15 protein-coding genes and 1 tRNA gene are annotated in these 13512 nt (G+C 31.7%); 11 read left to right on the top strand and 5 right to left on the bottom strand.

The features are described 5' to 3' along the window. Positions 1-8: 8 nt before the first annotated feature. Entirely contained in the window at positions 9-1040 is a 1032-nt protein-coding gene (locus N4A45_13580) for a DUF4056 domain-containing protein (GenBank protein ID MCT4666249.1), read from the bottom strand. 43 nt (positions 1041-1083) lie between these two features. On the opposite strand from N4A45_13580, the gene N4A45_13575 reads away from it, so the two are divergent. Both N4A45_13575 and N4A45_13570 read left to right on the top strand, forming a co-directional pair. After that, complete coding sequence (locus N4A45_13575) at positions 1084-2010, top strand: zinc dependent phospholipase C family protein (GenBank protein ID MCT4666248.1); 927 nt, start codon at positions 1084-1086, stop codon at positions 2008-2010. A gap of 113 nt (positions 2011-2123) precedes the next feature. Then, positions 2124-2396 (top strand): HU family DNA-binding protein, encoded by a 273-nt coding sequence (locus tag N4A45_13570; protein MCT4666247.1) that lies wholly within the window; start codon positions 2124-2126, stop codon positions 2394-2396. 243 nt (positions 2397-2639) lie between these two features. On the opposite strand, the gene N4A45_13565 is transcribed toward N4A45_13570, so the two are convergent. Further along, the gene (locus tag N4A45_13565) at positions 2640-3305 is read right to left on the bottom strand and encodes an aspartate kinase (protein MCT4666246.1); all 666 of its coding nucleotides are present in this window, start codon (positions 3303-3305) and stop codon (positions 2640-2642) included. A 241-nt stretch (positions 3306-3546) separates the two neighbouring features. On the opposite strand from N4A45_13565, the gene N4A45_13560 reads away from it, so the two are divergent. The 5 genes from N4A45_13560 to N4A45_13540 all read left to right on the top strand — a co-directional run bounded on the left by N4A45_13560 (position 3547) and on the right by N4A45_13540 (position 6082). After that, positions 3547-4014, top strand: a complete 468-nt coding sequence (locus N4A45_13560) for a hypothetical protein (GenBank protein MCT4666245.1) — start codon at positions 3547-3549, stop codon at positions 4012-4014. Between the two features lie 208 nt (positions 4015-4222). Next, a complete protein-coding gene (locus N4A45_13555; protein MCT4666244.1) occupies positions 4223-4564 on the top strand; it encodes a phage holin family protein in 342 nt (113 codons plus the stop codon). A 5-nt stretch (positions 4565-4569) separates the two neighbouring features. Continuing rightward, on the top strand, positions 4570-5148 hold the full coding sequence (locus tag N4A45_13550) for a PhnA domain-containing protein (GenBank protein ID MCT4666243.1): 579 nt from the start codon (positions 4570-4572) through the stop codon (positions 5146-5148). A 2-nt stretch (positions 5149-5150) separates the two neighbouring features. Then, positions 5151-5900, top strand: coding sequence for a DUF481 domain-containing protein (locus tag N4A45_13545; GenBank protein MCT4666242.1), 750 nt, complete (start codon positions 5151-5153; stop codon positions 5898-5900). A gap of 108 nt (positions 5901-6008) precedes the next feature. Beyond that, positions 6009-6082, top strand: a tRNA-Ala gene (locus N4A45_13540). Positions 6083-6252: 170 nt separating this feature from the next. On the opposite strand, the gene N4A45_13535 is transcribed toward N4A45_13540, so the two are convergent. The 3 genes from N4A45_13535 to N4A45_13525 all read right to left on the bottom strand — a co-directional run bounded on the left by N4A45_13535 (position 6253) and on the right by N4A45_13525 (position 9100). Next, on the bottom strand, positions 6253-8103 hold the full coding sequence (locus N4A45_13535) for a WG repeat-containing protein (GenBank protein ID MCT4666241.1): 1851 nt from the start codon (positions 8101-8103) through the stop codon (positions 6253-6255). A gap of 254 nt (positions 8104-8357) precedes the next feature. Beyond that, positions 8358-8786, bottom strand: a complete 429-nt coding sequence (locus N4A45_13530; protein MCT4666240.1) for a DUF2971 domain-containing protein — start codon at positions 8784-8786, stop codon at positions 8358-8360. 11 nt (positions 8787-8797) lie between these two features. Next, the gene (locus N4A45_13525) at positions 8798-9100 is read right to left on the bottom strand and encodes a hypothetical protein (protein ID MCT4666239.1); all 303 of its coding nucleotides are present in this window, start codon (positions 9098-9100) and stop codon (positions 8798-8800) included. A 330-nt stretch (positions 9101-9430) separates the two neighbouring features. Here N4A45_13525 and N4A45_13520 point away from each other — a divergent pair, with 330 nt between their 5' ends. From N4A45_13520 to N4A45_13505, 4 genes are read left to right on the top strand one after another with little or no spacing between them, the layout of a single operon-like run. After that, entirely contained in the window at positions 9431-10066 is a 636-nt protein-coding gene (locus N4A45_13520) for a cob(I)yrinic acid a,c-diamide adenosyltransferase (GenBank protein ID MCT4666238.1), read from the top strand. Between the two features lie 8 nt (positions 10067-10074). Next, complete coding sequence (locus N4A45_13515) at positions 10075-11316, top strand: insulinase family protein (protein ID MCT4666237.1); 1242 nt, start codon at positions 10075-10077, stop codon at positions 11314-11316. After that, on the top strand, positions 11303-12574 hold the full coding sequence (locus N4A45_13510) for an insulinase family protein (GenBank protein ID MCT4666236.1): 1272 nt from the start codon (positions 11303-11305) through the stop codon (positions 12572-12574). Before N4A45_13515 ends, N4A45_13510 begins: the two co-directional genes overlap by 14 nt. Next, complete coding sequence (locus N4A45_13505) at positions 12571-13512, top strand: FAD:protein FMN transferase (protein ID MCT4666235.1); 942 nt, start codon at positions 12571-12573, stop codon at positions 13510-13512. Before N4A45_13510 ends, N4A45_13505 begins: the two co-directional genes overlap by 4 nt.

Raw genomic sequence — 13512 nt, 5'->3', positions numbered from 1 at the left:
ATGGTTTTCTAATATTTTTGTTCGATGGCTTCTATTTCTTTTTCCAAATATCTTAAAATCACAGGGAAATCAAGATTACTTATCACCCTCCCAATGCCGAGTTTTTTGAGATCACTGTTTTTCTTTATTAAATGATTCGTTTTTACTTTGAAGATTGCACATTTTTTTAAAGAATCATTAAAATCTAATGGAATTTTAAGAGGAATAGGCTCTGAATGTGAGGAAATAAGCCAAGGAAGTAATTCGTTTTGAGTGTTAATATATCTTTTGAGTACCAAATCTCTATTGGGAATACTCTTTCGACTATCCCACCATAGTTGATCCACTTTTTTAAATGCATTTTTTGTTTCCTCAATTGTTACAGAAGGAATCATCTTTAAAAGATATCTATCGAGTATTTGCGTTACCGCTGTATTGAAGTCTAAAGGGCTTTTTATTGCTTCCATTCCTATAACAACACCAAGAAGATTGGAGTATTGATCTTCAGGTGAAAAGCTTGAGTTTTTTTCGTGAATAAGCGGAACAGAGGAGGCTCCAAACCAAGTAGATACTTCATGCCAAATGGAGAGGTCATACGCAATACTTCCTGCTAAAGAAATCATTTCGTTTTCAGAAAGTTTTTTTCGTAAATCTATTTGAATTGTCTTACTACCTGCTTCTTTCCCTAATTTTTTTACAATAATAGTATCCAGGTCATTATAATAATGGATAAAAGAGTACCAATAAGCAGTCCAATCAACATAATCTCTTGTATGTGCCAAGTCAATAAATCCACCTTTTTGCGTATAAATAATTCCATTATTCTCCTTTGGTGAACCTAAGTATTTATGATTCCCAATTAGCGGATATGCCGTAATTGATGAAATTTTTTTGAACGGAAAAGCCTTCATTTTGATACCATCACCGAAGGAACAACAGACACGAATCACCTTTTTAGGATTTTTCTTAATTTTATTGCTCGGAATAATGGGAGCCTTCGCAAGAAGACTCGAGCTAATCAAAAATAGGGTCAGAAATACATATAAAATCCAATTTTTCATGATGCAAATTTATTCAATGTAAACTTAATGTTAATCAAAAATTATGAAATATAATACTGAATCTCTGATATTTTTACTGTGTATCTGTTTCTTGCCGCAATACAAATTACAGGCTTGGGGCTTTTTTGGTCATAAAAAAATTACGGAATGGGCAATATATAGTTTGCCTGAAACAGAATTATTCAATTTTTACCAGACTCATCAATTAGCGGTGATTGATCAAAGTATCAAGCCCGATCAAAGAAAGAATGTAGATCAATTTGAGTTTTGTAAGCATTATTTGGATGCCGACACAATGGATTTAAAAACGTTATGGGAGAAGGATTGGGGTTCCTGTACTTCTGATATTTCATGTTATTCACAAGGAATTGTCCCCTTTGCTGTTTTGGGATCCTATAATCATCTAGTGAATGCTTTTAGAAAAAAGGATACAAGTCTTATTATTTTTCATAGTGGAGAACTTGCACACTATGTTTCTGATATGTGTGTCCCTTTGCATACCACTCAAAATTATGATGGTCAAGAAAATGGCTGGGATGGTATTCATCGTTTTTGGGAAACCGTTCTCTATGAAAAATTTTATCCGCAGATAGACTGCTGGGAAATTGAAATTAGGGCAGAAGGAAATGTAAAAGAGGTGATTCAAGAAGTAATTATAGATTCTCACAAAAAAGTAGAACCATTGTATGAATCCCTAGAGGAGTTAAAGAAAGAAATGCCTAATAAAGTATTTGGCTTTAATTCCCGAAAAGGAAAGCTTGAAAAGGGATTTTCATCTGAGTTTATGAATGCTTTCTTCAAAAAGAACCATATTCTCCTACAAAGTAGTGTTCAACAATCAATAGAATTAATAGCTTTTATGTGGCAAAAGGCACACAAGGAATCGCTAAATACAAAGGATTTTGAGCGTATTCCCATAAATTATCAAGGTGAAAAATCGGCTAAAATCCCCCAAAGACACCATGAATAGTGCATTTTGGCGATATTTTAAGCAAAATAAAAGGTAAGTACTTGTATTTACGATAATAAGAGCTATATTTGTTTCAGTTCAAAAAAATAAACTAACATTTAAAAGCAATAATTATGAACAAATCAGAACTTATTGATGTGATGGCTGCAGATGCAGGAATTTCAAAAGCAGCAGCTAAAAAAGCATTAGAATCTTTTACAAACGCCGTTTCTACTAGTCTAAAAGGTGGAGATAAAGTTGCTCTTGTAGGATTCGGTTCTTTCTCTGTATCAAGAAGAGAAGAAAGACAAGGAAGAAACCCACAAACAGGAAAAGCAATTACTATTCCAGCGAAAAACCTCGTAAAATTTAAAGCGGGTTCTGACTTAAGTGATAGCGTAAACTAAACAGGCTAGTTACTTAAATAACATAAAAACCTCCAATATGGAGGTTTTTTTTATGTCGATATATTTCATATAGCTCGAAGAATTTTAGCTTATACGCCATTCTTCTAAAATTACTCAATTAATATTTTACCATAATTGAGTTTTGTGAATGTTTTATTTAAGAGAGTTACGCCTCTCAATTTCTGGCATTTTGCCATTTTTTTTCGTTAACTACAATAAGAGTTTAAGTAAGAAATTAAGATTCTAAGTTAGGCTAGTCTTTATGTTCTTAATGGTAGAAAAAGCTCTTTCAAGCATTGATTCATCTACTACAACAGTGAATTCATTCGTTGTAGAAATAACTTCAAGAATATTGATATTGTTCCATGCAAAATGTCTGAAAAAGAAATAGTATAAGCCTGGTAAATTTGAATTTTCTTTTGGGAGACGAATAGTTAAAGATACCATATTGTCTCTCATAGAAATCAACTCTTCGTTAGCAAGGGTATTCTGTATTTTTTCTTTCATTTTTTGCGAAGAAATAATATTACTTTCAAACACTCCTTGACAAATAGTGCAAAAATTCTCATCGGAGATATTTGAGCTCATCAAAATTTCTGTTTTCTTTGATTCAAGTTTAGGAGAGTTTGCATAAGTAAATCCGCTGAGATCGGTTCTTACAATTATATCCCCAAGATGATCAATAACAGTTTTCATCCTGCTAGCAATTCTATTTTGAACTGTAAGATCTAGCCTTTTAATAGCCATTGAGATTGCAGGGATTCCGCTTTCTATCCCTAATGCTCGATCAATTTCTGGTTGAATTTTTCTTGCTAAAGAAGATATATTGATTAATCCCTCAGAAAGCGCTTCTGCTAAATATGGTTTATCTTTTAAGTATTTTTCTACAACATCTGAAATATTCTTCATATTCTTTATTTTGATTTCAAAAATAAACAATTTGTTTAATTATTAAAGGATTTAATTAATAAATATTTGCTTTTATTAAGAATCAATATCTTGTGAGATAGCCCTACGATGAGTAATTTTATCGATATTTATGTAATAACACCAACTGAATCTCAAAACAAGTGATTTATAAATATGATAAGTCCCTTTTTTTGAAAGCCATTTGGTTTTACTGTGATGTTTGACTTTTGAAAAATAAGTTATGAAATGGTTTTTGTCCTTATTCATTTTAGTAGTATTTAATTCTTGTAGTAACTATGAAAAAATTGATCTTGAAAAATATTCTTGGATCACAGGTGAGTGGCACTACAATGGAGAGCAATACGTATTATATGAAAATTGGAAATGGGATTCCGAAAAAAAACACTTTTTTGGAACTGGAAGTATGATTTTGAATGATGTGGATACTGTTTATTCTCAAGAAATGAATATAGGCTATGTAAACAAAAAGATTTTTCTAAGCGTGAAATCTAGCAGTGAAGGAGTGAGTAAAGAAGCTTTTTTTGAATTAAATCAGCATAATGAGAAAATGTTAACTTTTCGGAATAAATTTTCTGCTTACCCCCGTTTTATTACATACAGACATTTGTCAAATGGAATTATAGAGACAAAAGCAGTAGGGATCAAGGAAGGGAAAAATCACTCGGATATTCGAGTGTTATTGAAATAGACTTTATCTATAGCGCTGAAAAACATCCTATTTAAATATTTTTTTAACAATATAACAGGCAATGGGGAAATATCTGTCAATTTTTCTATGCTAGAGTAGAAAAGGGTTTAAAACTTTATCAATTAATTATTAAATATGTAAAAAGTATGATCTCTATAAATGCTTGATTTCTTACCTTTGGATAAGAAATACAATTAAATATAAGTTGATGAAAACAATTTTAAAATTATTATTTACCGCCTTAATCGTGCTCGTGTTGGCAGAATATATGCCCGGTGTTCAAGTTCAGGGGTGGAAATCTTCACTAATTGTTGCCTTAGTTTTAGCAATTTTGCGAATATTTGTACGCCCAATAATGGTGCTACTTACTTTACCTATTACAATCTTTAGTCTTGGACTATTTCTTTTGGTAATTAATGCAGCAATTATTTTATTGGTTGATAGTCTAATAAGTGGTTTTCATGTTGATGGATTTTGGTGGGCTTTTCTGTTTTCCATTTTATTATCAGTATTACAATCCTTATTTTATGCATTTATTGAAGAAAAATAAGTTATATGAATTTGATCCAAGCTCTAGAAGATAGAAGTGGGAATTGTTGTGAACTCTGTGGGAATACAGAGAATTTATCTGGAAAAATTATAGAACCAAGAAAAGAAGAAATTCCAGAAAATCAAGTCGTTTTTTGTCAAGAATGTTGGAGTCAATATAATGGTGACTCTGATGTAGAACCCAATCATTGGAGACCTTTGAACGAAAGCATGTGGAATGAAACAAACGCTGTAAAAGTGGTTGCATATCGTATGTTAAAAAGATTGGAGCAAGAGAATTGGGCATCAGGATTAATAGATATGCTTTACCTTGAAGAAGAAATTCAAGAGTGGGCAGAATGGCAGCCTGTAGCTAAGCTGATACATAAAGACGCTCATGGAAACGTGCTAGAAGCAGGAGACACAGTAACACTTGTAAAAGATCTTCAAGTAAAAGGAAGTGGAAGCTTTAAAGCAAAACAAGGTTATGCCGTTAGAAGAATTCGATTAGACCAAAATGATGCAGGTTATATTGAAGGAAAAGTAGAAGGGCAAACCATTATGATAAAAACAGAGTTTGTAAAAAAGCAACCAAAAAATCAATAAAAATGACTCGCATATTTTGGGTGTTTACTTTTTTCTTGATGACAGTTTCATCAAGTTACGGACAGATTTTGAATATTGAATCAATTAGGCAAAAAGAGCAGAATAAAAGATGGGTAGGAAGTGTAAAACTTAATGTTCAATTGCTTGAAAATAAGAATAGTTTTGTTTTAGTGACCAATAGGATTCGTTTGCAATACAAAAAAGACAAAGTTCTGGTTTTGGGAATGAATGATTACAACCTGAAAACGTCTAATGACAAAGAAATTGTAAAGAACGGAACGCAGCATATTCGTTTGAATTATGATTTAAAGTCTCGATTAAAACTTGAAGCTTTTGGGCAAAATCAATTTGATGAAATTCGAGATCTTGAATCTAGAATATTACTAGGCGTTGGTTTAAGATATAAATTATCAAAACACGAAAAATACAGAGTATATACAGGGTTAAGCATCATGCAAGAATGGGAAAAAGTGAAAAATGAAGATCGTTTTGATGATCTTCGTTTAAGTACTTATGTGTCTTTTAGCTTTTTCTTTAATGAGCATGTTTCTTTGGTAAATACCACGTATTTTCAACCAAATTTGTCAGATTTTTCAGACTATCGTGTGAGTACAGATATGATGCTTGTACTGAAAATCTTTAAAAATTTAGCGTTTAATACGAGTTTGCTATGGAGTTATGATGCACAACCACCCGTAAATATTCCTAAAGTATTATACAAGTTTACCAATGGACTGGTTTATACTTTCTAGTCTTCGTTTTCAAGAATAAGATTGTCAAAGTATTAAGTGAATAGCAAATAAAAAGCCAGAGAATCAAAACAATTTTTGGTTTTTCTTTGTTATATTTGCCTTCCAATTGGGGATGTAGCTCAGCTGGCTAGAGTGCTTGACTGGCAGTCAAGAGGTCGTGGGTTCGAGTCCCATCTTCTCCACTTGTTTTTAAGAGAGTTATGAATTTTTTTTCATGGCTCTTTTTTTATGTGTGTGTGGTAATATTAATTCAGACCATCAAAAACAAATTACTTTTTATTACCATACGATGATTCTTCAAAAAACCATAAAATATTTACGATGAGTAATAAAACGAAATTCAAATTACATCTTAATCATAATATGGATCCATAATTCCTCTTGGAGTATATTCTGGCATTCTCCAAAACTGCCCTGGATTTACATGTCCATCGAATTCATTACTGTAAATGACTTTTTCTTTTTTGGTGGTAGGATTGATATACATTAATTCTGCCCTAAATAAAGTCTTAAAATCGCCTTCATATTTCGGTAAATCAAATTGCCAATAATTGTTAGGTGGCAGTTCTATTCTATGATAGCTATTACCGCACCAACTACTTGGTAGATATTCAATATCCTTCCAAACACCATTTTTGTTTTTGGCTTGTAGTTTCATGTAAAGTCTGCTGTCTTGAGCGTTGAATTCAATTGTGTCTTTGGAATAATTACGGATATAAAGCTTCAAATCCTCCACTATTACGGCTAATTTATTTTTTTGATTTGATTTTAAGGGAGCAGGTTCATTATGTGATACTGCCCAGCCTCCACTATTATTTTCAGCATCAGTTACTTTAGAATATGCATAAAAATACCCTCTGTTAAGATGTGTAATATTTACATGATTACTTTTCTTACTGTTTGATTGCTTTTTTTGCCAAACAATATCTCCATTCAAATTCAGATAAGCCAGTTTTTTATTTATAACTACTTTAAGCAGACCATTTTGAAATCCTTTTGCATTTAAATCTTCAATGATAGGTGGGCAAATTGTTTTTCCTTTTAGGTTTTTAATACCGTAAAGTCGTGAATAATCAGACTCTTCAATTCCAAAAAAGAATAGATTATCATTTATTCCTAAACCATGAATATATTCAAACTCTGGTTTTACAACATAATTCATATTCACATCAATAATACCCCAACCTTTATCAGATTCTACAATTGCATATCCATTTCTAAATCCATTATCTTTTACATTTTCAAATGGTTTCTCGTTTAGAATATTGAAATTTGTGTCAACTACATAATAATTTCTATCGTGATCTTCAATAAAAGCTCTATTGTCTGAAAAGTCATAAACGTATTTTATAAGAGTATCATTAAATACAACTTCACCATTTAAATTCACAAATCCTTGATAAGATTTTTCAGAGGAAAGCACTCCATTTTTTTCAGGTATCCAATATTTATATAGTTTGACAATTGAAAATCCATTGTGAAAATCTTTGTCAAGATATGAGTTGTTTTCATGAGGTCTTTTAAACAATAAGTCACCGTTTGTATTAATTACACCATCAATGACTTCATCTTTATTTTTTTTATCATCAATATCTACTGTAGCATAGCCGTTTTTAAATTTTTTAATATTAGAATACTTCCCGAATTTGACAATAAAGTTTCCTTTTTTATCAATCACTCCATACTTGGGGTTTTTATTCCGATTTTTTGTAACAACAGCTAAACCATTGCTAAAGTCACCAATATGATAATTTTTTGATTGAAAAATTATTGAAGAATTAGTAAAGTTGTAGATCCCTGATTTTCCTTTTGTAGTTGTAAATACACAATTGTTCTTATCTATAAAACGAATAGATTTAAAATCTTTGGGTAAAACTCTTTCACCCTTTTTGTTTATAAACCGGACTTCGTTGTCGTTGTAAACATCTACAATTCCATTGCGAAAACTACCTACGAAATCATAAATCGCTGGTAAAATTATTTCATCTTTAGAATTAATAAATCCATATTGACCGTTTATTCTAAAAGAGGCTAGCCCTTCACTGAAAACACTTGCTTCAATATACTTTGGATGAATAATAGTTTCCCCTTTAACATTTATGTATCCAATTTTGCCATTTTCGACAATTCTGAAGAGTTCATTATTTTGTCCAAAAATTTGGCTAGAACAAAGAAACAGTATGATTGTAATATAGTTTTTCATGTTTGTTGTAATTTTAGGTAAGGAATCTAGGTGTATTTTTATTTTTGCATTTTTGGATGACTCAGTAAATTAAGTTCAGCCACCATTTTTTTTCTGATATAAAAGTACACGTTTTTTGGGACAAAGTGTCTAAACTAGACTTGAATTTTCTGCTAAGATTATCGCAATCTCTTTGGTTTTTAAGATTCTATTCGAAAAATTAGGAAGTTTATTTTGAGAGTATTTTTGAGGTTTTAATTCTTGTTAGCTATACATTATAGCTCTTTTAAGCGAAATCCAAATTCGCTATCATTTAGTTCAATCTGCCTATAACTAATGGTTTCGTTATCTTTATAAATATTTCTGATTGTCTTAATAGCACTAGGCGAAATTCTTAGACCGAAAATAATTTCTTGTAAGCTATTTATTTCAAATTTGTAACTACCTGATCTTGAGGAGATGTATCGGTATTCTTTTTCATTTTTCCATACATCAAATTTTGTTGTAAGAAAATTAACTTGATTCAGCTCATTACTTAGAGGATTCGAGTCTAAATATTTTTTTGTGTACTTAACTTCATGAGGACCTGTTGGTTTATTTACTGCAATACCATCTACAACCGTATTCAAAGGCTGAAATTCGAGTTCATCTTTATTAAATACCAAACACACTCCTTTATGTTTATCTGCATAATTAGCCCACATCAATATATCATCTAGTTTTGATTCATCTGAAAAACAACAAACTCCATTTTTTTCTGTCTCCAATCAAAACTTCTATTTAAAAGCTTCTCTAATTCAATTTTATTGTTGAAATAAAATTCAAGCATATTTTTTGAACCTCTGTATTGCTTCAAATAAAAATCTTTAAACTGTTCAAAATTAGTGGATAAATTATATCTAAATACTCCTTCAAATGGGTCGTTATAGTTGCAAAGATTATTGAAAAATAATGTCTGATTGTTCATTCCTTCTAAAAGATATTTATTATACGGGGAAAACTTGATAAGCTTATTCATAATTACAGTTTTTTACGATATGGTTTTTAATAGCCATAAAAGATGTTGATAATTAAATATTTACACTCACTATATCACACCCAAAAAATACAAAAACACACAAACATCTTTCATGCTCTTGAATATCACAGCTCTAAAATACAAAAAGCAGGGTAACCAACAAAAATTGTGATACAAATCAAACAAACAACAGCCATTTTGGTGATTGGAAAATTAAATCTTCGAAGGAAAAATATACGAAGCATTTATGGCAATCAATCAATTCTCAGAATACAAAAGGTAAATACCCATCGGAATTCTCTAAATTTGCTTGTAAATAAAAATTATGTTATGAAAATTTACACTAAAACAGGAGATCAAGGGCAAACGTCTTTGGTTGGAGGACAGAGAGTTTCTAAAGGAAATATGAGAATTGAATCTTATGGAACAGTAGATGAACTAAATTCTTTTATTGGTGCGCTGAGAGATGGGATCAAACAAGGAATAAAAGATCGAATTCAAAATGACATTAATCCTGATACTCACTATAATTTTAAATATGATATTGAAAATGGGTTTCCTGATGGAGTTTATTTAAAACAATTAGTCATTATTCAAAATCATTTATTTGATATGGGTTCCCATTTAGCAACCTCAGACGAAAAAAGCTTAAAGCACCTGCCTGAATTAGAAGAGGAATGGATTAGAGAGCTGGAAATGTGGATTGATGATATGATGTTTGAATTAACACCATTAAACACCTTTATTCTTCCTGGCGGACATACAATCGTTTCTTCGGCACATATTTGTAGAAGTGTTTGTAGAAGAGCAGAAAGAACCGTTGTAGTTTTAGCAGATGAAGTAGAGGTCAATATGATAATCTCAAAATACTTAAACAGACTTTCAGATTACTTTTTTACTTTAGGTAGAATGATTTCTAAGTTATACAATGCACCAGAAATTCCTTGGATTCCCAAAAAGAGATAAAAATATACATGGAGATAAAAAAATATACTTTGGAGAATGGTTTAAAAATCATTCTTCATCAAGATAAAAGTAGTACAATCACAGCTGTAAATTTGTTGTATGATGTGGGTGCTAGAGATGAACATGAAGACCAAACAGGTTTTGCACATCTTTTTGAGCATCTAATGTTTGGAGGCTCGGTGAATATTCCTCATTATGACAATGCACTTGAAAAAGCAGGAGGGAAGAATAATGCTTTTACCAGTAATGATATTACAAACTACTATATCACAATTCCAAAAGAAAACCTAGAAACAGCTCTATGGCTTGAGTCTGATAGGATGTTGTCTCTTGCTTTTAGTGAAAAAAGCCTTGAAGTACAGCGAAATGTAGTTATTGAAGAGTTTAAACAAAATTATCTAAACAAACCCTATGGAGATCTCTATCAACTCGTAAGAGAAATGACTTATAAAGTGCATCCTTACCGTTGGCAAACCATAGGAAAGGAGCTTAGTCATATAGAAAATGCTCAGATGAAAGACGTAAAGGAGTTTTTCTTTAAGCATTATGCACCCAATAATTGTATTTTATCTATCTGTGGGAATATAGAGTATGATGAAACCTTGGAGCTTATTAAAAAATATTTTGATGAAATTCCGGTAAGAGATGTCCCAAAAAGAAATTTACCATTAGAACCAAAGCAAGAGGGAGCAAGGCAATTAAAAGTATATAGAGACGTTCCTGCTGAAGTATTGATAAAGGCTTATAAAATGTGCGATATCAGGCACAAAAATTACGCTGCATCAGTAACGGTTTCAAATTTGATTGATTTTAATCAATCCGCTTTGCTGCATCAAAGACTTGTGGTGGATCAAAACTTATTTACGGATATTTCTGCCTATGTTTCGGGTTCTTTTGATACTGGATTATTTTATATCTCAGGAACTCTAGTGGAAGGTGCCGATCTTGAAAAAGCAAATACCGCTGTGGAAAAAGTGGTAGAAGAATTTGTTCAATCTGATATTCATCAAGAAGATTTAGATAAAATGATCATTAACTATGAAGTGTTTTTTCTAAAGGAAAATGAATCTGTCCTAAACAAAGCGATGAATTTGTGTAAAAACGAATTGCTCACAGAAGCAGAGGATTATACCAAAGCATTGGATAAACTGAAAGCCGTAACTCCAAATGATGTAAAAAGATTGGCAAAAGAAATTTTTGACCCAAATCAGTGTTCTACCTTATTCTACTACAAAAATGAAACTCGATAGATCTATTCAACCCCAAATACACGCTTTACACTTCCCAGAACATCTAGATCCTGAAATCCGAATTATTGGAGAAAATACACCATTAATTCTTTTTGATTTGGAAGACAAAGAAATGGTTTTTATCAAACTCGTTTTTGATGCAGGAATTCAGTATTTCCAAGATCGAAAGGCATTGGTTTTTTCAAAATCGATGATTCTTAAAGGAACAAAAAGCTATCCATATCCAGCCATTAATGATGCCATTGATAATCTAGGAGCTCATATTACTTTTGAAATAAAACAAGAGAAAATTGTTTTAAGTTTAAGTTGTTTGAAAAGGAAACTAGATCCCGCTTTGGAGATTTTAAAAGAAGTGATGTTTGATTTTCAATACAGTCAAGAAGAATTTGACAGAAGTGTAGAGAAATTCAAGCAAAAATTTAAGATTCAAGAACAAAAGCCTGATTATATTAGTAAGAAAGCTTTCAATAAAGTGCTGTATGGCGAAAAACATCCTTTAGGTTTTCAATTTAGCGAATCTTTTTATGATCAATGTACTTTAGAAGAAGTAGAACGTTTTCATAAAGAATTATTTGAAAACTGTCCTTTTTCTTTGCATTTAGCAGGAACTTTTTCTCAGGAAAATTTTCAGAAAATAGAAGAAACCCTCAAGTTAAATGAAAATAGAAATCCGATTTTTGAAAAACAAGATTTTAAGATTCAATCTGGAGTAAAACAATGGACAAGAAAAATGGACTCTGCCATTCAAACGTCCATAAACGCAGGGTTTGTTTTCCCTTCTAGAAATCATGAGAATTTTTCGGAATGGAATTTTGTAAGTCTTGTTTTGGGAGGTTTTTTTGGGTCTCGATTGATGGCAAATATTAGAGAAGATAAAGGATATACCTATGGAATTTATTCCATGATTTTAAGTTTTTCAGATCATTCTCAATTTGTTATCAGAACAGAAGTAGGGAACGAGTATGTTGCAGATACATTAAATCAAATTCAGTTGGAAATTAACCGATTGAAAGAAGAACTCATTTCTCAAGAGGAGTTAGATTTAGTGAAAAATTATGCTTTAGGTTCTTATCTTGGGGTTGTAAATGGCTGGAGAAAGCAAGTAAGCTATTTTGAAGCCTTGTATTCCAATGGATATGACTGGGAACGTAAAAAACGCTATTTTGAAATGGTAGAAAATATGACTGCGGAAAAACTCAGAACTCGAGCCCAAGAATTGTTTGCAAATGAATTGACTATTGTAACAGCAGGAGGATGAAAAAACTTTTAAGTATTGTATTAATGGTGGTTTTGTTTTCCTGTGAAGAAAATAAAATTCAGAAATTCCAATTATCTGGTAGGGCACAAGGAACTACATTTGGCGTTATCTATTTTGGCGGAAAAGAAGAACCAGGTTTAAATGAAGATTTGGCGAATTTGTTCCAAGAGGTTGACCAAAGTTTGAGTACCTATTTGCCTACAAGCTATATCTCAAGGTGGAATAGAAATGAGGTGAATCACGGTGAAATAGATACACATTTTATCAATATGTTTCAAATGTCTCAACAAGTATTTCAAGAATCGGAAGCTTATTTTGATCCTACGGTGGAACCTTTAAGTCAGTTTTATGGTTTTGAAAAAAGGGGCGGTGTGAGTCCTATTTCTTTGGATAGTGCACGGGCTTTGGTGGGACTCAGTAAGCTTATTTTAAAGGAGAATGGTTTTCTTCAGAAATCGGATTCTAGTATTCAAATCAATTTCAACTCTATTGCTCAAGGATACACCGTAGATCTAATCAAAGAATTATTGATGGCAAAAGGAATTCAAAACTTCTTAATAGAGCTTGGCGGTGAGATTTACGCACAAGGTAAAAAGCCGAAAAATATGCCTTGGAAAATAGCTATAGACAAGGCCGAAGAAAATAGAAATGGGGAGTTTTCTAACAAACTTGACATCGAAAATACGGCTGTTGCAACTTCTGGTAATTATAGAAAATGGAAACTTAGCCCAGATAAAACGGAGAAATATGTGCATACGATCAATCCATTAACAGGGAAAAGTCAAGCTACAGATATTCAAAGTGTCACCATCCTGATGCCCAGTTGTGCACTTGCAGATGCTTATGCTACCGCTATTTTGGCAATGGGTTTGGATAAAAGTTTGAAACTGAGAAATTCCTTAAAACAAAAAGGCTATCAAGTATATTTGATAGAGTAA

The sequence above is a fragment of the Flavobacteriales bacterium genome (assembly GCA_025210805.1).
In the GTDB taxonomy this organism is placed as follows: domain Bacteria; phylum Bacteroidota; class Bacteroidia; order Flavobacteriales; family CAJXXR01; genus JAOAQX01.
Note: the sequence above shows the minus strand (reverse complement) of the source record. Positions and strands in the feature narration are given on the sequence as shown.

Coding starts and splice junctions, on each gene's coding strand:
- N4A45_13580 (MCT4666249.1), bottom strand. CDS start 1,040: ATGAAAAATTGGATTTTATATGTATTTCTGACCCTATTTTTGATTAGC.
- N4A45_13575 (MCT4666248.1), top strand. CDS start 1,084: ATGAAATATAATACTGAATCTCTGATATTTTTACTGTGTATCTGTTTC.
- N4A45_13570 (MCT4666247.1), top strand. CDS start 2,124: ATGAACAAATCAGAACTTATTGATGTGATGGCTGCAGATGCAGGAATT.
- N4A45_13565 (MCT4666246.1), bottom strand. CDS start 3,305: ATGAAGAATATTTCAGATGTTGTAGAAAAATACTTAAAAGATAAACCA.
- N4A45_13560 (MCT4666245.1), top strand. CDS start 3,547: ATGAAATGGTTTTTGTCCTTATTCATTTTAGTAGTATTTAATTCTTGT.
- N4A45_13555 (MCT4666244.1), top strand. CDS start 4,223: ATGAAAACAATTTTAAAATTATTATTTACCGCCTTAATCGTGCTCGTG.
- N4A45_13550 (MCT4666243.1), top strand. CDS start 4,570: ATGAATTTGATCCAAGCTCTAGAAGATAGAAGTGGGAATTGTTGTGAA.
- N4A45_13545 (MCT4666242.1), top strand. CDS start 5,151: ATGACTCGCATATTTTGGGTGTTTACTTTTTTCTTGATGACAGTTTCA.
- N4A45_13535 (MCT4666241.1), bottom strand. CDS start 8,103: ATGAAAAACTATATTACAATCATACTGTTTCTTTGTTCTAGCCAAATT.
- N4A45_13530 (MCT4666240.1), bottom strand. CDS start 8,786: ATGTGGGCTAATTATGCAGATAAACATAAAGGAGTGTGTTTGGTATTT.
- N4A45_13525 (MCT4666239.1), bottom strand. CDS start 9,100: ATGAATAAGCTTATCAAGTTTTCCCCGTATAATAAATATCTTTTAGAA.
- N4A45_13520 (MCT4666238.1), top strand. CDS start 9,431: ATGAAAATTTACACTAAAACAGGAGATCAAGGGCAAACGTCTTTGGTT.
- N4A45_13515 (MCT4666237.1), top strand. CDS start 10,075: ATGGAGATAAAAAAATATACTTTGGAGAATGGTTTAAAAATCATTCTT.
- N4A45_13510 (MCT4666236.1), top strand. CDS start 11,303: ATGAAACTCGATAGATCTATTCAACCCCAAATACACGCTTTACACTTC.
- N4A45_13505 (MCT4666235.1), top strand. CDS start 12,571: ATGAAAAAACTTTTAAGTATTGTATTAATGGTGGTTTTGTTTTCCTGT.